Below are 22,892 nucleotides of genomic sequence, written 5' to 3'. Positions count from 1 at the left end.
GGTCGTCACTGCGCTCTCCGCTGGGCGGGGCGCGAGCTGCTGCTTACTTGGCCTTCTTCTTACCGGCCACGGTGCGCTTGGGACCCTTGCGGGTACGCGCGTTGGTCTTGGTGCGCTGACCGTGCACCGGCAGGTGGCGGCGGTGGCGCAGGCCCTGGTAGCAGCCGATCTCGATCTTGCGGCGGATGTCCGCCTGGACCTCACGACGCAGGTCACCCTCAACCTGGTAGTTGCCGTCGATGTGGGTGCGGAGCTTGACCAGCTCCTCCTCGGTGAGGTCCTTGACGCGGGTGTCGGGGTTGACGCCCGTCGCCTTCAGGGTCTCGTCCGCGCGGGTGCGTCCGATCCCGAAGATGTAGGTGAGTGCGATCTCGACTCGCTTCTCGCGAGGCAGGTCGACACCGGAAATGCGTGCCACGGTGTGGTTCTCCTGTGTGCTCCCGGAGGTCGTCACCCATCTCCCCCACCTCGCCTGGTGGCCCCGGCCTCCGAGAACCGGGGGTTGCGGACCCGCAGTGCGGGTGCGCTGGGATGGGTGCTGGAAAGGGCCGCCCAGGTCTCTGTGCGGCCCGGCGCCGGGGACTCAGCCCTGACGCTGCTTGTGCCGCGGGTTCTCGCAGATGACCATGACGCGGCCGTGGCGACGAATCACCTTGCAGCTGTCACAGATCTTCTTGACGCTCGGCTTGACCTTCATGATGTTCCTCCGCCGGCTCTGGGAGCCGGCATGTCACTTGTACCGGTAGACGATTCGGCCGCGGGAGAGGTCGTAGGGGCTCAGCTCCACGACCACCCGGTCCTCGGGGAGGATGCGGATGTAGTGCTGCCGCATCTTTCCGGAGATGTGCGCGAGCACGACGTGCCCGTTGCTCAGCTCCACCCGGAACATCGCGTTCGGAAGGGCCTCGACGACCGATCCCTCGACCTCGATGACTCCGTCCTTCTTAGCCATGTTCCTCCATCGGTGCTTTCTCGCTCGAGTTCACCCCGACGACGACGTCGCCGGGCAGCCGCGGTCGCCGTCGCAGAGGCCCTACCACGGGCAGTCCCCTGTTGCCAGGGCCCCGATTGCGTGATGCGGGCATACGTCATCGACGGACGCGCGTCCAGCGGATAACTTTACGGCAGACGGCCCGGGCTCCACCATGCCAGATGGCGCGATCACGCGGTGTTTCCTGACACACCGCAGGCGAGCGGGTCCTCACGACCCCTGACTCAGGGTCTCAGCCCAGCGCCGTGGGCTCGATGCCGAAAGGAGCCAGCCCCTCGGCGCCGCCGTCGGGTGCGGTGAGGACCCACACGCCACCGGGGACGATGGCCACGGTGTGCTCCCACTGGGCGGCGTGGGAGCCGTCCTGGGTGACGACGGTCCAGCCGTCGTCGAGCTCGCGTGTGGCCGGGCTGCCGGCGGTGAGCATGGGCTCAATGGCCAGCACCATGCCGGGGCGCAGGCGGGGGCCACGCCGTTTGACGGAGTAGTTGAGGACGTCGGGGGCCATGTGCATGCTCGTGCCGATGCCGTGGCCGACGTACTCCTGGAGGATGCCTAGCTCGTGGCCCTCCCGCTCGGCCACGTCCGCGACAACGGCCTCGACGGCGTCGCCGACCGCATTGAGGCGCAGCTCGCGCCCGCTCCCCTCCCCTGCCGCAGCGCGGGCGACGGCGGCGACGGCCTCCCACAGGGCCCGCCGGGTGGTGGTGTCCACGAGCCGGTCGCTCTCGCTCAGGTACGTTCCGCCGACGACGGTGGTGAAGGCGGCGTCGCCGTGCCACTGGGTGCCGTCGTCGTCAACGATGTAGGCGCCGCAGTCGAAGGTGACCAGGTCGCCGTTGTTCAGGACCCGCGCACCGGGGATGCCGTGGACGACCTCGTCGTTGACGGAGATGCACACGGTGGCCGGGTAGTCGTAGTAGCCCAGGAAGTTGGAGTGGGCACCGGCGGCCTCGATGACGCCGGCTGAGACGGCATCGAGCTCGGCGGTAGTGACCCCGGCGCGCACCGCCTTGCGCAGGGCGGCGTGGATGTCGGCGACGACGAGCCCGGCCCGGCGCATGAGACGGACCTGCTCCGGCGTCTTGATCTGGATCTGTTCGCGTGAGAGCACGGGCGCCTCCTGTGGTCATGTGGAACGGGGGTGGACCGGGCGATCCGGCGAGCACCCCGTCAGGCACGGGGACGAGCCGGAGCATGCGCAGGCGGGTCGTCCGCGTGAACAGACGACCCGCCGGTGAGTTGGGCTTCAGGAGCCGGTGATGCCGCGGGCGGCGAGCGCCTCCATGATGCGATCGGTGACGACGTCGATCTCGCCCATGCCGTCGACCTGAACGAGCAGGCCGCGCTCGTCGTAGATATCGGCCAGCGGCGCGGTGGACTCGGCATAGACCTCGAGGCGACGGCGGATGACGGGCTCGGTGTCGTCAGCGCGTCCCTGCTCACCGGCCCGCTTGAGCAGGCGGGCGACGACGGCCTCGGCGTCGGCGGTGATCTCGACGACGACGTCGAGGGCCAGACTCGAGTTCTTCAGCATGGAGTCGAGCTCACCGACCTGCGCGGTGGTGCGTGGGTAGCCGTCCAGGAGGAAGCCGGCCCTGCAGTCGGCCTGGGCGATGCGGTCGGCGACCATGGCGTTGGTGATGGAGTCGGGCACGTACTCGCCCTTGTCCATGTAGGCCTTGGCCTGGGTGCCGAGCTCGGTGGCGCCGGCGACGTTGGCGCGGAAGATGTCTCCGGTGGAGATGGCCGGGATGCCGAGGCGCTCAGCGATCCGTGCGGCCTGGGTGCCCTTGCCCGCTCCGGGTGGACCGAGAAGAACCATGCGTGCGCTCATGACAAGAACCCTTCGTAGTGACGCTGCTGCAGCTGGGAGTTGACCTCCTTGACCGTCTGGAGGCCCACGCCCACCATGATGAGGATAGTGGTTCCACCGAAGGGCAGGTGCTGCGCCAGGTCCAGCCAGATGACGGCGAGCGTCGGGATGAGGGCGAGGACCACCAGGTAGATGGAGCCCACCGTCGTAATGCGGTTGATGACGTAGGACAGGTAGCGCACGGTGGGCTCGCCGGCGCGGATGCCGGGGATGAAGCCGCCGTAGCGCTTCATGTTGTCCGCGATCTCCTCGGAGTCGAAGGTGATGGCCGTGTAGAAGAAGGCGAAGAACAGGATGAGGACGCCGTAGGCGGTCAGGTAGATCGGGTGCGTCTGCTGCAGGTGGGTCTGGATCCACTGCACCCACGTGCTCGTGGGGCTGCCGAAGCCGGCGACGAGCTGGGGCATGGCCAGGATCGATGAGGCGAAGATGACCGGGATGACGCCGGCGGTGTTGATCTTGACCGGGATGTAGGTGGTGGATCCGCCGTACTGGCGGCGCCCGATCATTCGCTTGGCGTACTGCACGGGGATGCGCCGCTGGGCCTGCTCGATGTAGACGACCGCCAGGGTGGCCAGGAGGACGACGGCCACGATGATGGCGAAGTTGGCCGCCCCGTTGTTGCCTCCGGCGATGGAGAACATGTTGGAGGGGAACTGGGCCACGATGGAGGTGAAGATGAGCAGCGACATGCCGTTGCCGATGCCGCGCTCGGTGATGAGCTCACCCAACCACATGATGAGGCCGGTGCCGGCGGTCATGGTAATGACGATGAGCAGGAGGGCAACCACCGAGTCGTTGGGGATAATCTGCGTAGCTATCTTCTCATCACAGCCTTGGAAGAGCGCGCCGCTCTTGGCCGTGGCCACGATGGTGCTGGACTGGAGCAGGCCCAGGCCGATGGTGAGGTAGCGGGTGTACTCGGTGAGCTTGGCAGTGCCCGCCTGCCCCTCCTTGTGGAGCTCCTCGAAGCGGGGGATGACGACCTTCAGGAGCTGGATGATGATGGAGGCGGTGATGTAGGGCATGATGCCCAGCGCGAAGACGCTCAGCTGGAGCAGCGCGCCACCGGAGAAGACGTTGACGAGGCTGAGAAGATTCTGATCCTCAGCAGCAGCGATGCATTGCTTGGCGTTGGCCAGGTTGACGCCGGGGGCCGGCAGGATCGACCCGAGCCGGAACAGGGCCATGATGCCGAGGGTGAAGAGCAGCTTCGCCCTGAGGTCTGGCGTTCTGAACGCCTGAGTGAACGCGCTGAGCACTCGATCTCCTGTGGACTCGGGGGTGGGTTCGGCCGTGCGGGCAGCAAGGCTGAGCGCAGGGGAACTGCGCCCGGCCCAGACTACCCCGCCGAGCTCGAGACCTGGGCGCTGAGACGGGCTTGCAACGTGGCTGAGGTGCGGGTTTTCTCACGTCTCGTCCCGGTGAGGTAGCCCGGGGTGATCCAAGGCACCTCGACGCTGGCGCGCAGGAGCCGTCTCGCTGTGCGAAGTCGGGGCATGACAGACCCCGGTGGCCCAGGTTTCCCTGGACCGCCGGGGTCTGTGATCTCGCGATTCGTCAGAGCCGCTCCCTCAGGGAGTCACCTCCCTGACGGGCACGGCCTGACAGTGTTCAGCGCGTGGCGATGGTGCCGCCGGCGGCCTCGATCTTCTCCTTGGCGGAGCCGGACCAGGCGTCGACCGTGAGCGTCAGGGCCACGGTGACGTCGCCGCCGCCGAGGACCTTGACGAGCTGGTTCTTGCGAACCGCGCCCTTGGCGACGAGGTCCTCCACGGTCACCGTGCCGCCCTCGGGGAACAGCTCGGCGATGCGGCCGACGTTCACGGGCTGGAACTCGACCCGGTTGGGGTTGCGGAAGCCGCGCAGCTTGGGAAGACGCATGTGCAGCGGCATCTGGCCACCCTCGAAACCAGGACGAACCTGGTAACGGGCCTTGGTGCCCTTGGTACCGCGACCGGCGGTCTTACCCTTGGACGCCTCACCACGACCCACGCGGGTCTTGGCCTTCTTGGCGCCGGGGGCGGGACGCAGGTGGTGCAGCTTGACGACGCGCACCTTCTCCTCCTGCGTGTTCTCGGTGTCAGCCATCTCAGACCTCCTCAACGGTGACCAGGTGGTGCACCGTGGCAATCAGGCCGCGCACGCTGGGGCTGTCCTCACGCACGACGGACTGGCGGATCTTGCGCAGACCCAGGGTCTTGAGGGACTCGCGCTGGCGGTGGGTGCCCCCGATGCCAGAGCGGACCTGAGTGACCTTGAGCTGCTTGGTCATCTGCTTCGATGCGGACTCAGCCATCACGCACCCACTCCTTCAGCGGCCTTCTCGGCCTCCTGCTTCTCGGCCTGAGCGCGCTTGTCGGCCTCGCCCTCGGCGCGGGCCCGCAGCATGGACTGCGGAGCGACGTCCTCCAGGGGCAGGCCACGGCGGGCCGCGACGGCCTCGGGCTGCTCAAGCTGCTTGAGGGCGTCCACCGTGGCGTGCACGATGTTGATCGCGTTGGAGGAGCCCAGCGACTTGGACAGGATGTCGTGGACACCGGCGCAGTCCAGCACGGCACGCACCGGACCACCGGCGATAACACCGGTACCGGGGGACGCCGGACGCAGGAGAACGACTCCGGCGGAGTCCTCGCCCTGGACCAGGTGCGGGATGGTGCGGCGGATCATCGGGACGTGGAAGAAGTTCTTCTTCGCGATCTCGACGGCCTTGGCGATGGCGGCGGGAACTTCCTTCGCCTTGCCGTAGCCCACGCCGACGGTGCCCTCACCGTCACCGACGACCACGAGAGCCGTGAAGGTGAAGCGACGGCCGCCCTTGACGACCTTGGACACGCGGTTGATGGTGACGACGCGCTCGATGTACTTGTCGTCGTTGCCGCGACCACGGTCGCGGCGGTCGTTGTTGCGGTCGCGGCGGCCGCGGCCCTCGCCCCGGCGCTCGTCGTTCTCGCGCTGGGCCGAGCCGTCGGACGACGCGGACCTGTCTCGCTGCGGTGCAGCCATCAGATGTTCCTCTGCTTTCTCGTCGTCTCAGTGCTCACAGCTTCAGGCCGCCCTCGCGGGCGCCCTCGGCGACGGCCGCGACACGGCCGTGGTACTTGTTGCCGCCGCGGTCGAACACGACTGCCTCGATGCCCAGCGCCTTGGCACGCTCGGCGATGAGCTCGCCGACCTTGTGGGCGGCGCCCACCTTGTGGCCCTCGACACCCTTGGCGGCCTCCTCCAGGGTGGAGGCGGCGCACAGGGTGTGACCGATGGTGTCGTCCACGACCTGAGCCACCATGTGGCGGTTGGAGCGGGTGACCACCAGGCGGGGACGCTCTGGCGTGCCGGAGATGTGCTTGCGCACGCGCTGGTGACGGATCTTGCGGGCGATGGCGCGGGGGTTGCCCTTGCCCCTCTTGATCGAGTAAGCCATGGTCACTTACCAGCCTTTCCGACCTTGCGGCGCACGTTCTCGCCGGCGTAGCGCACGCCCTTGCCCTTGTAGGGCTCCGGCGGACGGATCTTGCGAATGTTCGCCGCGACCTCGCCGACCTGCTCCTTGGAGATACCGGAGACGGTGATCTTCAGGTTGCCGTCGACCGTGAAGGTGATGCCCTCGGGGGGCTCAACGGTCACGGTGTGGGAGAAGCCGAGGGAGAGCTCGATGCCCTGGCCCTTGGCGGCGACGCGGTAACCGGTGCCGACGATCTCGAGCTGCTTGCTGTAGCCCTCGGTGACGCCGATCACCATGTTGTTGATGAGTGTGCGCGACAGTCCGTGCAGCGAGCGCGAGCGGCGCTCGTCGTCGGGGCGCGTGACCAGGATGGAGCCGTCCTCCTGGCGGGTGACGCTCAGGGGCTCACTGATCGTGCGGGACAGGGTGCCCTTGGGGCCCTTGACCGTCACGTCCTGGCCGTCAATGGTGACGTCCACTCCGGCAGGAACCGGAACGGGGAGCCGTCCAATACGAGACATGGTTTTCCTCCGTTCCTTCTCTTACCAGACGTAGGCGAGGACTTCGCCGCCCACGCCACGCGACTCGGCCTGCTTGTCGGTCAGGAGGCCGGAGGAGGTGGACAGGATCGCCACTCCCAGGCCGCCGAGGACCTTGGGCAGGTTGGTGGACTTGGCGTAGACGCGCAGGCCGGGCTTGGAGATCCGGCGCAGGCCCTGGATGGCCCGCTGGCGGTTGGCTCCGTACTTGAGGCTCAGCGTGAGCGTCTTGCCGACCTCGGCGTCCGTGACCTCGTAGCCGGCGATGAAGCCCTCGGACTTGAGCATCTCAGCGATGTTCACCTTGAGCTTGCTCGACGGCATCGACACGGTGTCGTGGTAGGCGCTGTTTGCGTTGCGCAGACGGGTCAGCATGTCTGCGATGGGGTCTGTCATTGTCATGAGTGGGCCTCGGCCCTTCCTCGTCGTGGTTTCCTCAGCGGACCTGCGACGTAAGTTCTTACCAGCTGGACTTGCTCACGCCCGGGAGCTCGCCGCGAAGGGCCATCTCACGCAGGCAGATACGGCACAGGCCGAACTTGCGGTAGACCGAGTGCGGGCGGCCGCAGCGCTGGCAGCGCGTGTAGGCACGGACACCGAACTTGGGCTTGCGGTTCGCCTTCTCAATCAGTGCGGTCTTCGCCATCTCACTTCTCCTTGAAGGGGAAGCCGAGCTGCTTGAGCAGCGAGCGGGCCTCCTCGTCGGTCTTGGCCGTGGTCACCACGGTGATGTCCATGCCGCGGACGCGGTCGATCTGGTCCTGGTCAATCTCGTGGAAGACAGCCTGCTCGGTCAGACCGAAGGTGTAGTTGCCGTTCCCGTCGAACTGCTTGGGGCTCAGGCCGCGGAAGTCGCGGATGCGGGGCAAGGAGATCGACACCAGACGGTCCAGGAACTCCCACATGCGGTCGCCGCGCAGCGTGGAGTGCGCGCCGATCGGCATGCCCTCACGCAGCTTGAACTGCGCGATGGACTTGCGGGCCCGGGTGACCTGCGGCTTCTGGCCGGTGATGGCGGCGAGGTCGCGCACGGCGCCCTCGATCATCTTGGAGTCGTGGGCGGCCTCGCCCACGCCCATGTTGACGACGACCTTGACGACGCGCCCGACCTCCATCACGTTGCCGTGCTGGAACTCCTTGAGCAGGGCGGGGCGCACCTCCTCGGTGTACTTCGTCTTGAGACGGGGGGTGGTTTTCTCAGCCATGGTCACAGGTCCTCCCCGCTCTTCTTGGCGTAACGCACGCGGACGGTGCGCTTGCGGCCGTCGGGACGCACGCCCTCCTCGACGCGGAAGCCCACGCGGGTGCGCTTCTTGGTCTTGGGGTCGACGAGCATGACGTTGGAGGCGTGGATGGGCGCCTCAACGGTCTCGATGCCGCCGGTGCGGGCGCCCTGCTGGGACTGCCCCACCTTGGTGTGCTTGGTCACGCGCTGGACGCCCTCGACGATGACACGGTCAGTGCCCTTGAGGACCTCCAGGACGCGGCCGGTCTTGCCCTTGTCCTTACCGGCGATGACGATGACCTGGTCACCCTTCTTAATGCGTGCCATGTTCAGATCACCTCCGGGGCGAGCGAGACGATGCGCATGAACTTCTTCTCGCGAAGCTCACGGCCGACGGGGCCGAAGATGCGCGTACCGCGCGGCTCCCCATCGTTCTTGAGGATGACGGCGGCGTTCTCGTCGAAGCGGATGTATGAGCCGTCGGGACGACGACGCTCCTTGCGGGCACGCACGACGACGGCCTTGACGACCTCGCCCTTCTTCACGTTGCCGCCGGGAATGGCGTCCTTGACGGTGGCGACGATCGTGTCGCCGATACCCGCATAGCGCCGACCCGATCCACCGAGAACACGGATGCAAAGGATCTCCTTGGCACCGGTGTTGTCGGCGACCTTCAGTCGCGACTCCTGCTGGATCATTGAGTGTTCTCCTGTCGTCGAGCCGGTTCTCAGGAAGCTCCTGAGCCTGGCCGAACGTTCTTCTGGTCTTGCACACGTCTCCCCCGGCCACAGGCCGCACGAGGCCGACCCAGGGATAGGGGATGCCCGCGGAACGCTCTCCCGACAGACACAGGCGCAGACTGCACGAGGTCTCTGCCGGGCGCACCGAGGGCGCGCGCAACTCCATTAGCCTAGTCCAGCCGCCTTATCACGCGGAACCTGAGATCACCACGAGGACCTGTGCCATTGCTCACCGGCTTTTCCCGGGCCTTCTGCGTCGCGTCCCCGAGGCGCCCCATCAGCCGACCGGCTTCCCTGGTGGACCGCCATCCCTGGGCCCAGTCCGGCATCAACGCCGTCCCGCGAGAATGTTCACGTCCCATGGCGCCATCCTCCGTGAGGGCCATCCGTCAGCAACGCCGACGCCGCAGCCTCCCGGGTGGGACGCTGCGGCGTCGGGGGCCGTCTCGACGTCGTCGAGGGCGGCGTTCAGCCGAGGGTCACTTGGCGCGCTCGAGGATCTCCAGGAGGCGGAAGTGCTTCGTGGCGCTCAGCGGGCGGGTCTCCATGATGGAGACGAGATCGCCGACACCGGCCTCGTTGTTCTCGTCGTGGACCTTGACCTTCTTGGAGCGACGGAGGACCTTGCCGTACAGGGAGTGCTTGTAGCGCTCCTCGACGAGGACGACAACCGTCTTGTCCATCTTGTCGGAGACGACGTAGCCGCGACGCACCTTGCGCTGGGGGCGCTCGGTGGACTGCTCGACGTTCTCGGTGCTGGTCTGCTCGCTCACTTGGACTCCTCCGTGCTCGGGACGGTGCGAATACCGAGCTCACGCTCGCGCACGATCGTGTAGATACGGGCGATGTCGCGACGCACAGCCTTGAGACGTCCATGGTCCTCGAGCTGGCCGGTCGCCGAGGCGAACCGGAGGTTGAACAGCTCGGCCTTGGCCTTGGAGAGCTCCTCGGAGAGGCGCTCGTTGTCCATGCCGTCGAGGTCGGCGGGGGTCAGGCCCTTGGAACCGATTGCCATCAGACGTCACCACCCTCACGAGTCACGAAACGGGTCTTCATCGGAAGCTTGTGCTGTGCGCGGCGCATGGCCTCGCGGGCGAGGGCCTCGTCGACACCGCCGAGCTCGAACAGGATGCGTCCGGGCTTGACGTTGGCGATCCACCACTCGGGTGCGCCCTTACCGGAACCCATACGGGTCTCGGCGGGCTTCTTGGTCAGGGGGCGGTCCGGGAAGATGTTGATCCACACCTTGCCGCCACGCTTGATGTGGCGGGTCATGGCGATACGGGCCGCCTCGATCTGGCGGTTGGTGATGTAGGCGGGCTCGAGGGCCTGGATACCGTACTCACCGAAGGCGATCTGGTTGCCGCCCTTGGAAAGGCCCGTGCGGTGCGGGCGGTGCTGCTTGCGGAACTTGGTCCGGCGGGGGATGAGCACGGCTCAGGCCTCCGTTCCCTGGTCTGCGGCAGCGGTCTCGGCGGCCGGCGTCTGCTCGGCGGCCTGCTGCTGCTCGGTGTTCTGACGCGAACCGCGCTCACCGCGGTCGCCACGACGGCCGCCGCGACGCTCGCCCCGGCCCCGGCCACGTGAGCCGGACTCGGCCTGCTGGCGGGCGAACTCGCGCTCGGTGATGTCGCCCTTGTAGATCCACACCTTGACGCCGAGGCGGCCGAAGGTGGTCTTGGCCTCGTAGAAGCCGTAGTCGATGTTCGCGCGCAGGGTGTGCAGCGGCACGCGCCCCTCGCGGTAGAACTCGCTGCGGCTCATCTCGGCGCCGCCCAGGCGGCCGGAGCACTGCACCCGGATGCCCTTGGCGCCGGCGCGCATCGCGGACTGCATGCCCTTACGCATGGCGCGGCGGAAGGACACGCGGGAGGCGAGCTGCTCGGCGATCCCCTGGGCGACCAGCTGGGCGTCCAGGTCGGGGCTCTTGACCTCGAGGATGTTGAGCTGGACCTGCTTGCCGGTCAGCTTCTCGAGCTGACCACGCAGGCGCTCGGCCTCGGCTCCGCGGCGGCCGATGACGATACCGGGACGGGCGGTGTGCAGGTCGACGCGCACGCGGTCACGGGTGCGCTCGATGTCGACCTTGGAGATACCGGCCCGCTCCATGCCGTCCTCCATGAGGCGGCGGATCTTGACATCCTCCTCCACGAAGTCGCGGTAACGCTGACCGGGCTTGGTGGAGTCGGCGAACCAGCGCGAGCGGTGGTCCGTGGTGATGCCCAGGCGGAACCCGGTCGGGTTGACCTTCTGCCCCATTACCGGGCTCCTTCCTTCGTTGCGGCGTCGGACTTGTCCCCGACGATGACGGTGATGTGGCTGGTCCGCTTGAGGATCCTGCTGGCCCGGCCCTGCGCACGGGGACGGAACCGCTTCAGGGTGGGACCCTCGTCGGCGAACGCCTCGATGATGAACAGGTCGTTCTCGTCGAAACGCTCACCGTCACGCTCAGCCTTGAACCGGGCATTGGCGATTGCGGACTCGAGGACCTTGCGCACCGGCACCGCAGCGGCCTGCGGGGCGAATCGGAGCACGTTGACGGCCTCGACGGCGCGCTTGCCGCGGACGACGTCCACGACCCGGCGCGCCTTCATCGGCGTGCAGCGCACGTACTTGGCCTGCGCCTTGGCTTCCATGTTCTCTGCCTCTCAAACTTTCCGACGTCCGTCAGCGACGCGACTTGCGGTCGTCCTTGACGTGCCCGCGGAAGGTGCGGGTCGGAGCGAACTCACCGAGCTTGTGGCCCACCATGGACTCGGTAACGAAGACCGGCACGTGCTTGCGACCGTCGTGGACGGCGAAGGTGTGCCCCAGGAAGTCCGGCGTGATGACCGAACGGCGGGACCAGGTCTTAATGACGTTCTTGGTGCCCTTCTCGTTCTGAGCGTCCACCTTCTTGATGAGGTGGTCGTCGACGAAGGGACCCTTCTTCAGACTACGCGGCATGATTCAGGCTCCTATCAGCGCTTCTTGCCGGTCCGACGACGACGCACGATGAGGCGGTCGCTGGACTTGTTGGGACGGCGGGTGCGGCCCTCGGGCTTGCCCCACGGCGAGACGGGGTGACGACCACCGGAGGTCTTGCCCTCACCACCACCGTGCGGGTGGTCCACCGGGTTCATGACGACACCGCGGACGGTCGGGCGCACGCCCTTCCAGCGCATACGGCCGGCCTTGCCCCAGTTGATGTTGGACTGCTCGGCGTTGCCGACCTCGCCGATGGTGGCGCGGCAGGCGGCCTCCACGTTGCGGATCTCCCCGGAGGGCATGCGCAGCTGCGCGTACTTGCCTTCCTTGGCGACCAGCTGGACGGAGGTGCCGGCGCTGCGAGCGATCTTGGCCCCGCCACCGGGACGCAGCTCGACCGCGTGGACGACCGTACCGGTGGGGATGTGGCGCAGCTGCAGGTTGTTGCCGGGCTTGATGTCGGCGCTGGGGCCGGCCTCGACGACGTCGCCCTGACGGAGCTTGTTCGGGGCGATGATGTAGCGCTTCTCGCCGTCCACGTAGTGCAGAAGGGCGATGCGCGCGGTGCGGTTGGGGTCGTACTCGATGTGAGCGACCTTGGCGGGCACGCCGTCCTTGTCGTGACGACGGAAGTCGATGAGACGGTAGGCGCGCTTGTGGCCACCACCCTTGTGGCGGGTGGTGATACGGCCGGAGGAGTTGCGTCCACCGGACTTGCTCAGCGGGCGCACCAGCGACTTCTCGGGCGTGCTGCGCGTGATCTCCACGAAGTCGGCCACGGAGGAGCCGCGACGACCCGGGGTCGTGGGCTTGTACTTACGGATTCCCATATCGATCCTTTACCTTCCGTGGCGCACTAGGCCACATCACCGAAGATGTCGATGGTCCCCTCGCGCAGGGTGACGATCGCACGGCGAGTGTCCTTGGACTTGCCGATCCCAGTGCGGGTGCGGTGCGTCTTGCCCTTGCGGTTGATGGTGTTCACCGAGGAGACCTTGACATCGAAGATGGCCTCGACGGCCTGCTTGATCTCGGTCTTGTTGGATCCCGGCGCCACGATGAACGTGTACTGGCCACGGTCCATGCAGGCGTAGGACTTCTCGGAGACGACCGGCGCGATGATGACGTCGCGGGGGTTCTTGGACTTCTCGAGGCTCACTTGGACTCCTCCTCACCCTTGCCCAGGAACGCGTCCAGGCCAGAGGCCGTGAAGACGACGTCGTCGGACTTGAGGACGTCGTAGGTGTTGAGCTGGTCGGCCCACAGGACGTGCGCCTCAGGGGCGTTGCGCAGGCTGAGCCTGGACAGGTCGTCCTGACGGTCCACGATCACCAGGGCCTTGCGGTCGGTGAGATTGCGCAGCGCGACCAGGGCGTTCTTGGTGGAGGGCACCGTGGTGGTGACGAACTCGGTGATGACGTGGACGCGGCCATTGCGGGCGCGGTCGGACAGGGCGCTGCGCAGGGCGGCGGCCTTCATCTTCTTGGGGGTCCGCTGGGTGTAGTCGCGCGGCTGCGGGCCGTGGACGGTGCCACCGCCGACGAACTGCGGGGCGCGGGTCGAGCCCTGGCGGGCGCGGCCGGTGCCCTTCTGGCGGTAGGGCTTGCGGCCACCACCGCGGACGTCGCCGCGGGTCTTGGTGGCGTGGGTGCCCTGGCGGGCCGCGGCCAGCTGGCCGACGACCACCTGGTGCATGAGCGGAATGTTGAGGGGGGCGTCGAAGACCTCGGCGGGCAGCTCGACGCTGCCGGTCTTCTTGCCCGCGGAGTCGACGACGTCGACGGTGAGTGCCTCAGTCATGGTCTCAGGCTCCCTTCACGGCGGTGCGGACGACGACGACCGAGCCCTTGGGGCCGGGGATCGCGCCGTTGACGAGCAGAACGCCCTTGTCAACGTCGACGCCGCGGATCTTGAGGTTCTGGACGGTGCGGCGCGCGTGGCCCATACGGCCGGCCATGCGCAGGCCCTTGAAGATGCGTCCGGGGGTGGCGCAGGCGCCGATGGAGCCGGGCTTGCGGTGGTTGCGGTGAGCACCGTGGGAGGCGCCCACACCGGCGAAGCCGTGGCGCTTCATGACACCGGCGAACCCCTTGCCCTTGGAGGTGCCGGTGACGTCGACCAGCTGGCCGACCTCGAAGGTGTCGGCGGCCAGCTCCTGGCCGGGAGTGAACTCGGACGCCAGGGAGGTGCGGATCTCCGCCACGTGGCGGCGGGGCTCGACCCCGACCTTGGCGAAGTGGCCGGCGAGCGGCTTGGTGACCTTGCGGGCGTCGATGTCGCCGAAGGCGAGCTGAACGGCCTCGTAGCCATCGGTCTCGATGGTGCGGACCTGGGTCACGACGTTGGTGTCGACCCGGACGACGGTCACGGGGCGCAGGACCCCGTTCTCGTCCCAGATCTGCGTCATGCCGAGCTTGGTGCCGAGCAGCGCCTTGGCAGGCGCGGCGGCAGCCGGCGTGTTAAGCGTTGTCATGGCAGTCCTCAGAGCTTGATCTCGATGTTGACGTCAGCAGGCAGGTCGAGACGCATGAGCGAGTCGACGGCCTTGGGCGTCGGGTCGACGATGTCGATCAGCCGCTTGTGCGTGCGCATCTCGAAGTGCTCGCGGCTGTCCTTGTACTTGTGCGGCGACCGGATCACGCAGAACACGTTCTTCTCGGTCGGCAGCGGCACCGGGCCCACGACCGTCGCGCCAGCGCGGGTCACGACGTCGACGATCTTGCGCGCCGAGGAATCGATGACCTCGTGGTCGTAGGACTTGAGCCGGATGCGGATCTTCTGTCCCGCCATGGCGCCTAACCTCTCTTGTACTTGCTTCTGGCCGGTCCACGCGCTCGGGCGTGTCGCTTCAGGACGCACGCCACTCCCGTGATGGAAGGTGGTGAACCGGTCTGGACACACGGAAACCCGTTCAGGAGGAACGGGTCCGTCAGAATGGATCCCGGGGAAGCCCGGGGCGGCACAACCAGAGGCGCGCAAGAGCATGCCCCTGGCCGGCTGGATTACGTTATCAGGGCTCGCGCGGGCAGCGGAACCCAGGATGGGCCCTAGAGGCTGTGAGTCCGCCCACTGGCACCCGCGCTCGGGCGTGTCGCATCCAGCACCGGGATCTCCGCGGTGTCGATGAGCTCCTGATCATCCCATCGGCCAGACGACGCCGACAGCGACGCGATCTCCTCCAGAAGCGCCAGGTTCTCAGCCTCGGAGGGCTCCTGCGGAACCGGCAGGTCGGTGAACCATCTCCGGGGCTCGACGCCGGCGTCGTTGTCCATCCAGATCTGCATCTGCTCGGCCCAGGTCTGCGGACGCGGCTCCTGCTCCTTGTCGCGAGCCCCGGCCAGGGCGCGCTCCGTGGCCCGCGCCGCCACGTAGCCCGAGCGCCACAGGTACAGCCCAACGACGATGAGCCCCGCCACCAGCGCGACGGCCCACCAGGGGAAGCTCGGGACGTCAGGGCGCTTGCCCGCCGCCGCGACGTCCTTGGACGGGGTCGGGTAGACGCGCTCGCCGGTCAGCAGGATGCGGTGGGTGTTGATACCCAGGGGCGTGCAGGTCACCAGGGTGAGAAGGTCCTTACCCTCCTCGACGCGCAGCGCCTCGGTCTCCTCGGGCTCCACGACCTTGGTGCTGGTGACCCGATAGGTGAGGACCTCCCCAAAGACCTCGACGATGAGACTGTCACCGTTCTTCACCTTGTCCAGGTGGGTGAACATGGTGGCCTCAGCCAGGCCGCGGTGCCCGGTGATGACCGACCGGGTCCCCTCTCCCCCGACCGGCAAGGAGGTGCCCTCCAGATGCCCCAGGCCCTTGAGCAGAGTGTCGTCGGCCGTGCCGTGGTAGACGGGCAGGTCCAGGGAGATGGAGGGGATCTTGAGACGGGCCATGAGGCCCTCGTTGTTGGCCTTGAGGATATTGGCGTACTTCAGGGAGCTGTCCTTGCTGGAGCCGGCGCCGGTGGGTACGTGGTTGTTGGCCTCCAGGACCGCACCGGCCGAGAGCGCATCGTTGTACGCGTGCGCCTGGCTGATCTGGGTCTTGGCGTCCGGTCGGGCCCCATCGACCTGGGCGGAGTAGTCGGCGGTCACCTTCGACTGGTTGTACTGGGACACCCAGGAGGCCGCCGTCGGATAGGTCAGCAGCCCCATGCCCACGACCGCCATGATGGAGGTGACCAGGGCTGAGATCGACAGGCGCCAGGCACGGGGACGACGATGCCTCTGGGTGATCGAAGCGCGGGTGCGCGGAGTCCGGGCGGTGCGGGATTTGCGTGCTTTACGGGAGATCATGGGGCCTCGTGCGCTTCCAGGGTCGGGGGTCCGGGGTGGAGATGGTGCGAGTTCGCACATGACGGTGCAGGCGCTCGACGGATCGAGGGTCGTCGAGTGCCTGCACCGTTTCCGCGCAGGCCACGGCCTGACGATCGAGACATGTTCAGAACACGGTCAAGACGTGGTTGAGGTGAGGCCCGCGCGGTCGTCGCCGCCTGCTGAGACCCGTGGGCCTCAGCAGGCAGCGATTGTCATCAGGCGGAGAGGTCCGCGTTCCGCTTGCGCTCGCGGTAGCGGGCCACGAGGACGGAGCCGACGGCGATCATCAGCAGGGCCGCACCGGAGGCGGTCAGGATGAGCATGCCGTTGGCACCGGTCAGGGGCAGACCCGGAACCGTCTGCTTGACGTTGTCGATCACGACCTGCTGCGTCGCACCGGCCCCGGCCTGCACGGTGATGGCCCGACTGGCGTCCGCGGGAAGCACGTAGCCGGCAGGAGCCTTGGTCTCCACCAGCACGTAGCAACGGTGGGGCGCGTCCACCTGGTTGTCACGACCGGCATCCTGGACGGAGTCGGAGACGAACAGGGCCTTGAAGTTGATAGTGCCGCCCTCACCGGTCGTGAAGGTGTTCTCACCGTTAATGGTGAGGGGCTGCCCATCGGCCTCCGTGGAGCATGTGTCCGCGTAGGCGTCCTTGGCCTTGTAGATCTGGAACTCAGCGCCCTTGAGGCCTTCCTTGTCGCCCGACCGGTCGTTGCCGTCAACCTTCTTGATCGTCAGGTCGCCCCACTTCGAGGTCACCTGTTCGGTCGTCGGAGGGTTGTCGGGGTCGGCGGGAGGCGTCTCAGGTGTCGGGGGCTGCTCGTCGTAGGTCGTGTCGGAGATGAGCTGGGCGGTGTTGTTGATGCTGCCGTCGCCGATTTCGGAGACGACTCCCTCAAAGACCGCCTGAAGCTTCTGACCCGGATTGCCCTTGAGCTTGTTCAGACCATTCTGGGTGAAGGTCACGGTCACGGTCTGCCCGGCGGTGCCCAGGGTGTAGTCGGTGCCCTCATTCAGCCGCGTCTCGCCGAGGGTGACGTCTGTCGCCGTTACCTGCTTCAGACGATTGTCCAGGGTGTCCTTGAACTGGTAGTACTTGTAGTAGGAATTGTCATCCAGCTTCGGCAGCGTCGAGGAGACCGGGAAGCGGACTTTGGACCCGACGACGTAGCCGTTGTTCCTCTGGTCCTCGATGGTCTTGGCGACTTCGATCTTCTCGTTCTTGGGGTAGACGTGGACGTCGTAGAGCCACGTGCCATCCGCCTTCGCGGCAGTGTTCGGGTGAGGAATCGTAACCACGAAGGGCTTGGCCTTCTGGACGATGTTGCCAGGAGTCTTGGTCTCGCACACGAGATAGGCCTTGACCGGCAGGCTCTCGATCTTGGCCTGTCCGTCGCGATCAGTGTCGCCCGAGACCCTGCTCGGGCCGAAGGTGTAGTTGGGGAGCGTCGGCTGCCCAGGGGTGGCGCAGGCGTTGTCAGGGATCGCTCCGGTGTTGGTCAGGGCGTTGACCTTGGTCCATCCCTCTGAGGTCTTCAGGTCGATCCCATTGATCTCGTAGGCCGTGAACTGCACTCCGGAGACCGGTGCACCTTTGCCATCGTCGTTGGAAGCGGTGCCGTCAGGAGCACCGATGGGGTTGCCGTCTCCGGTGAGGTGCTTGTGGATGGTGAGGGAGCCTAACGCCTCGGTGTTGATGTCTCCGTGGTTGGCGTTCTCGGCCTGAGCCATGGGGGCCAGACCAAGCACGGCCAGGGTGAGGACACCGGCTGTGGCTGCAGCCCGACGCCCCAGCGTGCTGGCGTTGTACTTCATGGGTTGGGATTTCCTTTCACTGTGCGCCGCCGGGGAAGGCTGCGCATGACAGGGTTAAATCGGGAGCGTGTTCTCCAGCGAACACGTCCGTCTCGTCCGACGGCACCAACGGAACAACGTTGCAACCGCCTGTTCACAAGCGTTGACACCCACACCTGGGCACCGTCGATAAACTAGCTCAAGAAACCGAGAGAAACCGTGCCGGTAATAGATCTGAAATCGTCCGTTACTGCATTGCGATGCCTTTTATTACGGCGGCATCACACCCACGCATTATTGATGTCACTATTACTACTATTCGTGCCGTCGGTAGGGCGTCACCCCTCGGTTCAAGGACACAAAAGACCTCCCCGGTCAGAGCAACTGCTCTGACCGGGGAGGTCTGGTGCTACGCGGAGGCGCGGAGCGTCAGTGGGTCACTTGATGACCTTGGTGACGCGGCCGGAGCCGACGGTGCGGCCACCCTCACGGATGGCGAAGCCGAGGCCCTCCTCCATGGCGATGGGCTGGATGAGCTGGACGCTCATCTCGGTGGTGTCACCGGGCATGACCATCTCGGTGCCCTCGGGCAGGGTGATGACACCGGTGACGTCCGTGGTCCGGAAGTAGAACTGCGGACGGTAGTTCGAGTAGAAGGGGTTGTGGCGGCCGCCCTCGTCCTTGGTGAGGATGTAGACGTGGCCCTCGAACTCGGTGTGCGGGGTGATGGAGCCGGGCTTGCAGATGACCTGACCGCGCTCGACGTCCTCGCGGCGGGTACCGCGCAGGAGCAGACCGCAGTTCTCGCCGGCCCAGGCCTCGTCCATCTGCTTGTGGAACATCTCGATACCGGTGACCGTGGTCTTCTGGGCCTCGCGGATACCGAGGATCTCGACCTCGGAGTTGATCGGGAGCTTGCCGCGCTCCACACGACCGGTGACGACGGTGCCGCGACCGGTGATGGTGAAGACGTCCTCGATGGGCATGAGGAAGGGCTTGTCCATGTCACGCTCGGGGGTGGGGATGAAGTCATCCACCGCGTCCATGAGCTCCTTGATCTTGGCGGCCCACTCGGCGTCGCCCTCGAGGGCCTTGAGAGCGGAGACACGGATGACGGGAGCCTCGTCGCCGTCGTAGTCCTGGGAGGACAGGAGCTCGCGCACCTCCATCTCAACCAGGTCGAGGAGCTCCTCGTCGTCCACCATGTCGGACTTGTTGAGGGCCACGAGGAGGGCGGGGACGCCCACCTGGCGGGCGAGCAGGACGTGCTCGCGGGTCTGGGCCATCGGGCCGTCGGTGGCGGCGACCACGAGGATCGCGCCATCCATCTGGGCGGCACCGGTGATCATGTTCTTGATGTAGTCGGCGTGCCCGGGGGCGTCGACGTGCGCGTAGTGGCGCTTGTCGGTCTCGTACTCGACGTGCGCGATGTTGATGGTGATACCGCGCTGACGCTCCTCAGGAGCCTTGTCGATCTCGTCGAAGGGGGTGAAGGGGTTCAGCTCGGGGTACTCGTCGTGCAGAACCTTGGAGATCGCAGCGGTCAGCGTCGTCTTACCGTGGTCGACGTGACCGATCGTTCCGATGTTGACGTGCGGCTTGGTCCGCTCGAACTTGGCCTTGGCCACTGGTGTCCTCCTGGGACTCGGGTAGTTCTCTTCGTCGGGATTCGACTAGCACACATGCTAGCCGCCCGGGCGTCGAGAGTCTCTACTGGTGGATGTTGGAAATCTTACTGAACTGGGTCCCGGTCGGCGCCCGAGGGGCACCGCCGAGCCGGGGTCCGCCACGGTTGCGTGCAGCCGCCGCGGACCCCGGAGCGAGGGCGTCAGGCGCCCTTGACCTTGGCGATGATCTCGTCGGCGACGTTCTTGGGAACCTCGGCGTACGAGTCGAAGGTCATGGAGTACACGGCACGTCCCTGCGTCTTGGAGCGCAGGTCGCCGACGTAGCCGAACATCTCCGACAGGGGCACGTTGGCGCGGATGACCTTGACGCCGACGGCGTCCTCCATCGAGGCGATCATGCCGCGACGGGAGTTGAGGTCACCGATGACGTCGCCCATGTACTCCTCGGGAGTACGGACCTCGACGGCCATGACGGGCTCGAGGAGGACCGGCGAGGCCTTCTTGGCACCCTCCTTGAACGCCATGGAGCCGGCGATCTTGAAGGCCATCTCGGAGGAGTCGACCTCGTGGTAGGCGCCGTCGACGAGGGTGGCCTTGATGTCCACCATCGGGTAGCCGGCCAGGACACCGGTGAGCATGGCGTCCTGGACCCCGGCGTCCACGCTGGGGATGTACTCGCGGGGCACGCGACCACCGGTGACGGCGTTGGCGAACTCGTAGTGCGCCTTCTCGCCGTCGGCGGCCTCGGCGACCTCGTCGGCGACGAGGGGCTCGAAGCTCATCTGCACCTTGGCGAACTGGCCGGAGCCACCCGTCTGCTTCTTGTGGGTGTACTCGACCTTGTCCACCTTCTTGCGGATGGTCTCGCGGTAGGCGACCTGCGGGGCACCCACGTTGGCCTCGACCTTGAACTCGCGTCGCATGCGGTCCACGAACACGTCCAGGTGGAGCTCGCCCATACCGCCGATGACGGTCTGGCCGGTCTCCTCGTCGAGGGAGACGGTGAAGGTGGGGTCCTCCTCGGAGAGCTTCTGGATGGCCACGCTCAGCTTCTCCTGGTCGCCCTTGGTCTTGGGCTCGATGGCCACGTGGATGACCGGGGCAGGGAAGGTCATGGACTCCAGGATGATCGGGGAGTCCTGGGCGCACAGGGTGTCACCGGTGGTGACGTCCTTGAGGCCGATGAGGGCGTAGATGTGGCCGGCGTGGGCCTCCTCCACCGGGTTCTCCTTGTTGGAGTGCATCTGGAAGAGCTTTCCGATGCGCTCCTTCTTGCCCTTGGTGGCGTTGAGGACCATGTCGCCCTGGGAGACCTTGCCGGAGTAGACGCGCACGTAGACGAGCTTGCCGTAGAAGGGGTGGGTGGCCACCTTGGAGGCCAGGGCGGCGAAGGGAGCCTTCTCATCGGCCGGACGGGTGAGCACCTCCTCCTCGTTGCCGACGACGTGGCCCTCGACGTCGGGGACGTCGAGCGGGGAGGGCAGGTAGTCCAGGACGGCGTCGAGAACGGGCTGGATGCCCTTGTTCTTGAAGGCGGACCCGGCCAGGACCGGGAAGGCCTCACCGGCCACGGTGAGCTTACGGATACCGGCCTTGAGCTCGGCGACGCTGAGCTCCTCGCCCTCGAGGTACTTCTCCATGAGGGTGTCGTCGGCCTCGGCGACCGTCTCGACCAGCTGGGCGCGCAGCTCCTCGGCCTTGGCGACCAGCTCGGAGGGGATCTCCTCGTACTCGACGACGGAGCCGCGGGTGTCCTTGCCGTCGGCGTCCTTCTCGGGGAAGCGGATGGCCCGCATCTCCAGGACGTCGACGAGGCCGGAGAACTCGTTCTCGGCGCCGATCGGGAAGTTGAGGACGATCGGGGTGGCGTGGAGGCGGTCGCGGATGGTCTGGACGGAGAAGTCGAAGTCCGCGCCCAGCTTGTCCATCTTGTTGATGTAGCAGATGCGCGGGACGTTGTACTTGTCCGCCTGGCGCCACACCGTCTCCGACTGCGGCTCCACGCCCTCCTTGCCATCAAAGACCGCGACGGCGCCGTCGAGCACGCGCAGGGAGCGCTCGACCTCGACCGTGAAGTCCACGTGGCCGGGGGTGTCGATGATGTTGATCTGGTTGTTCTTCCAGAAGCAGGTGGTGGCCGCGGAGGTGATGGTGATACCGCGCTCCTGCTCCTGCTCCATCCAGTCCATCGTCGAGGCGCCGTCGTGCGTCTCGCCGATCTTGTAGTTGATGCCCGTGTAGAACAGGATGCGTTCTGTCACGGTGGTCTTACCGGCATCGATGTGCGCCATGATGCCGATGTTGCGGACCTTGGTGAGGTCTGTCAGCACGTCAAGTGCCACTGGTGGTGTCCTTCGTTCGTGTGGGGTACGGAGCTGCTACCGGTGTTACCAGCGGTAGTGGGCGAAGGCCTTGTTGGACTCGGCCATGCGGTGCATGTCCTCGCGACGCTTGACCGCGGCGCCCAGGCCGTTGGAGGCGTCGAGGATCTCGTTCATGAGACGCTCGGTCATCGTGTTCTCGCGGCGCTGGCGGGAGAAGTCCACGAGCCAGCGCAGCGCCAGGGTGGTGGCGCGGCCGGGGCGAACCTCGACGGGCACCTGGTAGGTGGCACCACCGACGCGGCGGGAGCGGACCTCCAGCGCGGGGCGGATGTTGTCCAGCGCGCGCTTGAGGACGGAGACCGGGTCCTGGTCCGTCTTGGAGCGGACGCCCTCGAGGGCACCGTAGACGATGCGCTCAGCGGTGGACTTCTTGCCGTCCAGCAGGACGCGATTGACGAGCTGGGTGACGACCGGCGAGCCGTAGACGGGGTCGACGACGAGCGGGCGCTTGGGTGCGGGACCCTTACGAGGCATTACTTCTTCTCCTTCTTGGCGCCGTACTTGGAACGTGCCTGCTGGCGGCCCTTGACACCCTGGGTGTCGAGGGCGCCGCGCACGATGTGGTAGCGGACACCGGGAAGGTCCTTCACACGACCACCGCGCACGAGCACGATGGAGTGCTCCTGGAGGTTGTGGCCCTCACCGGGGATGTAGGCCGTGACCTCGATACCGGTGGACAGGCGCACACGGGCGACCTTACGAAGGGCGGAGTTCGGCTTCTTGGGGGTCGTGGTGTACACGCGAGTGCACACGCCACGGCGCTGCGGACTGGCCTTGAGCGCCGGCGTCTTGGACGCGGAGCGCTTCGTCGAGCGGCCCTTGCGGACCAGCTGCTGAATGGTAGGCACTACTGATTCTCCATGGGGACGTGAGTCTGTATCTGGCTGCTGCCTGCGTGCCGGACCGCTCCCCCATCGGTGGCTCGACGGCGCACGCCACCGCGGAGAGGGCCGGCCCGCCGGGATCGAGGCTCGCCCGATTGCGACGTCCGGAG

The 22,892-nt window shown here is 66.7% G+C and carries 33 protein-coding genes; all 33 read right to left on the bottom strand.

The window, feature by feature from the left end; translation table 11 throughout:
- Positions 1-43 precede the first annotated feature (43 nt).
- The 33 genes from rpsM to rpsL all read right to left on the bottom strand — a co-directional run bounded on the left by rpsM (position 44) and on the right by rpsL (position 22,746).
- Positions 44-418: a 30S ribosomal protein S13 gene (rpsM, locus tag FBF36_RS03230; protein WP_010614542.1), complete on the bottom strand. Its 375-nt coding sequence runs from the start codon at positions 416-418 to the stop codon at positions 44-46.
- 165 nt (positions 419-583) lie between these two features.
- Entirely contained in the window at positions 584-697 is a 114-nt protein-coding gene (gene rpmJ / locus FBF36_RS03225) for a 50S ribosomal protein L36 (protein ID WP_003781903.1), read from the bottom strand.
- Between the two features lie 33 nt (positions 698-730).
- The gene (infA, locus tag FBF36_RS03220; RefSeq protein ID WP_003781847.1) at positions 731-952 is read right to left on the bottom strand and encodes a translation initiation factor IF-1; all 222 of its coding nucleotides are present in this window, start codon (positions 950-952) and stop codon (positions 731-733) included.
- Between the two features lie 271 nt (positions 953-1,223).
- Entirely contained in the window at positions 1,224-2,105 is an 882-nt protein-coding gene (gene map, locus FBF36_RS03215) for a type I methionyl aminopeptidase (RefSeq protein ID WP_009396400.1), read from the bottom strand.
- 135 nt (positions 2,106-2,240) lie between these two features.
- Positions 2,241-2,828, bottom strand: coding sequence for an adenylate kinase (locus FBF36_RS03210; protein WP_009396398.1), 588 nt, complete (start codon positions 2,826-2,828; stop codon positions 2,241-2,243).
- Positions 2,825-4,129, bottom strand: coding sequence for a preprotein translocase subunit SecY (secY, locus tag FBF36_RS03205; protein WP_009396396.1), 1,305 nt, complete (start codon positions 4,127-4,129; stop codon positions 2,825-2,827). The genes FBF36_RS03210 and secY overlap by 4 nt, the downstream gene beginning before the upstream one ends.
- Before the next feature lie 352 nt (positions 4,130-4,481).
- The gene (rplO, locus tag FBF36_RS03200) at positions 4,482-4,958 is read right to left on the bottom strand and encodes a 50S ribosomal protein L15 (protein WP_003789315.1); all 477 of its coding nucleotides are present in this window, start codon (positions 4,956-4,958) and stop codon (positions 4,482-4,484) included.
- A gap of 1 nt (position 4,959) precedes the next feature.
- A complete protein-coding gene (gene rpmD / locus FBF36_RS03195; RefSeq protein WP_009396392.1) occupies positions 4,960-5,166 on the bottom strand; it encodes a 50S ribosomal protein L30 in 207 nt (68 codons plus the stop codon).
- Positions 5,166-5,873 (bottom strand): 30S ribosomal protein S5, encoded by a 708-nt coding sequence (gene rpsE / locus FBF36_RS03190; protein ID WP_003781868.1) that lies wholly within the window; start codon positions 5,871-5,873, stop codon positions 5,166-5,168. Before rpsE ends, rpmD begins: the two co-directional genes overlap by 1 nt.
- Before the next feature lie 34 nt (positions 5,874-5,907).
- Complete coding sequence (rplR, locus tag FBF36_RS03185) at positions 5,908-6,288, bottom strand: 50S ribosomal protein L18 (protein ID WP_003789309.1); 381 nt, start codon at positions 6,286-6,288, stop codon at positions 5,908-5,910.
- A gap of 2 nt (positions 6,289-6,290) precedes the next feature.
- Positions 6,291-6,830 (bottom strand): 50S ribosomal protein L6, encoded by a 540-nt coding sequence (gene rplF / locus FBF36_RS03180; RefSeq protein WP_003781878.1) that lies wholly within the window; start codon positions 6,828-6,830, stop codon positions 6,291-6,293.
- Positions 6,831-6,851: 21 nt separating this feature from the next.
- Positions 6,852-7,250 (bottom strand): 30S ribosomal protein S8, encoded by a 399-nt coding sequence (rpsH, locus tag FBF36_RS03175; RefSeq protein WP_009396384.1) that lies wholly within the window; start codon positions 7,248-7,250, stop codon positions 6,852-6,854.
- Between the two features lie 58 nt (positions 7,251-7,308).
- On the bottom strand, positions 7,309-7,494 hold the full coding sequence (locus FBF36_RS03170) for a type Z 30S ribosomal protein S14 (RefSeq protein ID WP_003781856.1): 186 nt from the start codon (positions 7,492-7,494) through the stop codon (positions 7,309-7,311).
- A 1-nt stretch (position 7,495) separates the two neighbouring features.
- Entirely contained in the window at positions 7,496-8,053 is a 558-nt protein-coding gene (rplE, locus tag FBF36_RS03165; protein ID WP_009396382.1) for a 50S ribosomal protein L5, read from the bottom strand.
- A 2-nt stretch (positions 8,054-8,055) separates the two neighbouring features.
- Positions 8,056-8,400, bottom strand: a complete 345-nt coding sequence (rplX, locus tag FBF36_RS03160) for a 50S ribosomal protein L24 (RefSeq protein WP_003781892.1) — start codon at positions 8,398-8,400, stop codon at positions 8,056-8,058.
- A gap of 2 nt (positions 8,401-8,402) precedes the next feature.
- Complete coding sequence (gene rplN, locus FBF36_RS03155; protein WP_003781898.1) at positions 8,403-8,771, bottom strand: 50S ribosomal protein L14; 369 nt, start codon at positions 8,769-8,771, stop codon at positions 8,403-8,405.
- 521 nt (positions 8,772-9,292) lie between these two features.
- Positions 9,293-9,586, bottom strand: a complete 294-nt coding sequence (gene rpsQ / locus FBF36_RS03150; RefSeq protein WP_003789301.1) for a 30S ribosomal protein S17 — start codon at positions 9,584-9,586, stop codon at positions 9,293-9,295.
- Positions 9,583-9,828 (bottom strand): 50S ribosomal protein L29, encoded by a 246-nt coding sequence (rpmC, locus tag FBF36_RS03145; RefSeq protein WP_009396378.1) that lies wholly within the window; start codon positions 9,826-9,828, stop codon positions 9,583-9,585. Before rpmC ends, rpsQ begins: the two co-directional genes overlap by 4 nt.
- Positions 9,828-10,247: a 50S ribosomal protein L16 gene (rplP, locus tag FBF36_RS03140; RefSeq protein ID WP_003781881.1), complete on the bottom strand. Its 420-nt coding sequence runs from the start codon at positions 10,245-10,247 to the stop codon at positions 9,828-9,830. The genes rpmC and rplP overlap by 1 nt, the downstream gene beginning before the upstream one ends.
- Before the next feature lie 3 nt (positions 10,248-10,250).
- A complete protein-coding gene (rpsC, locus tag FBF36_RS03135) occupies positions 10,251-11,072 on the bottom strand; it encodes a 30S ribosomal protein S3 (protein ID WP_003789299.1) in 822 nt (273 codons plus the stop codon).
- Positions 11,072-11,449 (bottom strand): 50S ribosomal protein L22, encoded by a 378-nt coding sequence (rplV, locus tag FBF36_RS03130; protein WP_003789298.1) that lies wholly within the window; start codon positions 11,447-11,449, stop codon positions 11,072-11,074. Before rplV ends, rpsC begins: the two co-directional genes overlap by 1 nt.
- Before the next feature lie 31 nt (positions 11,450-11,480).
- Positions 11,481-11,759, bottom strand: a complete 279-nt coding sequence (rpsS, locus tag FBF36_RS03125; protein ID WP_009397490.1) for a 30S ribosomal protein S19 — start codon at positions 11,757-11,759, stop codon at positions 11,481-11,483.
- A 14-nt stretch (positions 11,760-11,773) separates the two neighbouring features.
- Positions 11,774-12,610 (bottom strand): 50S ribosomal protein L2, encoded by an 837-nt coding sequence (rplB, locus tag FBF36_RS03120; RefSeq protein ID WP_009397492.1) that lies wholly within the window; start codon positions 12,608-12,610, stop codon positions 11,774-11,776.
- Between the two features lie 26 nt (positions 12,611-12,636).
- On the bottom strand, positions 12,637-12,939 hold the full coding sequence (rplW, locus tag FBF36_RS03115; protein WP_003786064.1) for a 50S ribosomal protein L23: 303 nt from the start codon (positions 12,937-12,939) through the stop codon (positions 12,637-12,639).
- Positions 12,936-13,580, bottom strand: coding sequence for a 50S ribosomal protein L4 (rplD, locus tag FBF36_RS03110; RefSeq protein WP_009403568.1), 645 nt, complete (start codon positions 13,578-13,580; stop codon positions 12,936-12,938). Before rplD ends, rplW begins: the two co-directional genes overlap by 4 nt.
- Positions 13,581-13,584: 4 nt before the next feature.
- Positions 13,585-14,253, bottom strand: coding sequence for a 50S ribosomal protein L3 (gene rplC, locus FBF36_RS03105; RefSeq protein WP_009394391.1), 669 nt, complete (start codon positions 14,251-14,253; stop codon positions 13,585-13,587).
- Between the two features lie 8 nt (positions 14,254-14,261).
- Positions 14,262-14,570 carry a 30S ribosomal protein S10 gene (gene rpsJ / locus FBF36_RS03100; protein ID WP_003786051.1) on the bottom strand — a complete coding sequence of 103 codons (309 nt, stop codon included), beginning with the start codon at positions 14,568-14,570 and terminating at the stop codon, positions 14,262-14,264.
- Positions 14,571-14,827: 257 nt separating this feature from the next.
- Positions 14,828-16,066, bottom strand: a complete 1,239-nt coding sequence (locus FBF36_RS03095; protein WP_034491422.1) for a class C sortase — start codon at positions 16,064-16,066, stop codon at positions 14,828-14,830.
- A gap of 236 nt (positions 16,067-16,302) precedes the next feature.
- Positions 16,303-17,907 (bottom strand): SpaH/EbpB family LPXTG-anchored major pilin, encoded by a 1,605-nt coding sequence (locus tag FBF36_RS03090; RefSeq protein ID WP_009394386.1) that lies wholly within the window; start codon positions 17,905-17,907, stop codon positions 16,303-16,305.
- 416 nt (positions 17,908-18,323) lie between these two features.
- Complete coding sequence (gene tuf / locus FBF36_RS03085) at positions 18,324-19,514, bottom strand: elongation factor Tu (protein WP_009394384.1); 1,191 nt, start codon at positions 19,512-19,514, stop codon at positions 18,324-18,326.
- Positions 19,515-19,714: 200 nt separating this feature from the next.
- Positions 19,715-21,856 (bottom strand): elongation factor G, encoded by a 2,142-nt coding sequence (fusA, locus tag FBF36_RS03080; protein WP_009394382.1) that lies wholly within the window; start codon positions 21,854-21,856, stop codon positions 19,715-19,717.
- 45 nt (positions 21,857-21,901) lie between these two features.
- Positions 21,902-22,372: a 30S ribosomal protein S7 gene (rpsG, locus tag FBF36_RS03075; protein WP_003786052.1), complete on the bottom strand. Its 471-nt coding sequence runs from the start codon at positions 22,370-22,372 to the stop codon at positions 21,902-21,904.
- On the bottom strand, positions 22,372-22,746 hold the full coding sequence (rpsL, locus tag FBF36_RS03070) for a 30S ribosomal protein S12 (RefSeq protein WP_003786082.1): 375 nt from the start codon (positions 22,744-22,746) through the stop codon (positions 22,372-22,374). Before rpsL ends, rpsG begins: the two co-directional genes overlap by 1 nt.
- Positions 22,747-22,892 lie beyond the last annotated feature (146 nt).

Source organism: Actinomyces sp. oral taxon 171 str. F0337 (genome assembly GCF_005696555.1).
GTDB lineage: Bacteria > Actinomycetota > Actinomycetes > Actinomycetales > Actinomycetaceae > Actinomyces > Actinomyces oris_E.
Note: the sequence above shows the minus strand (reverse complement) of the source record. Positions and strands in the feature narration are given on the sequence as shown.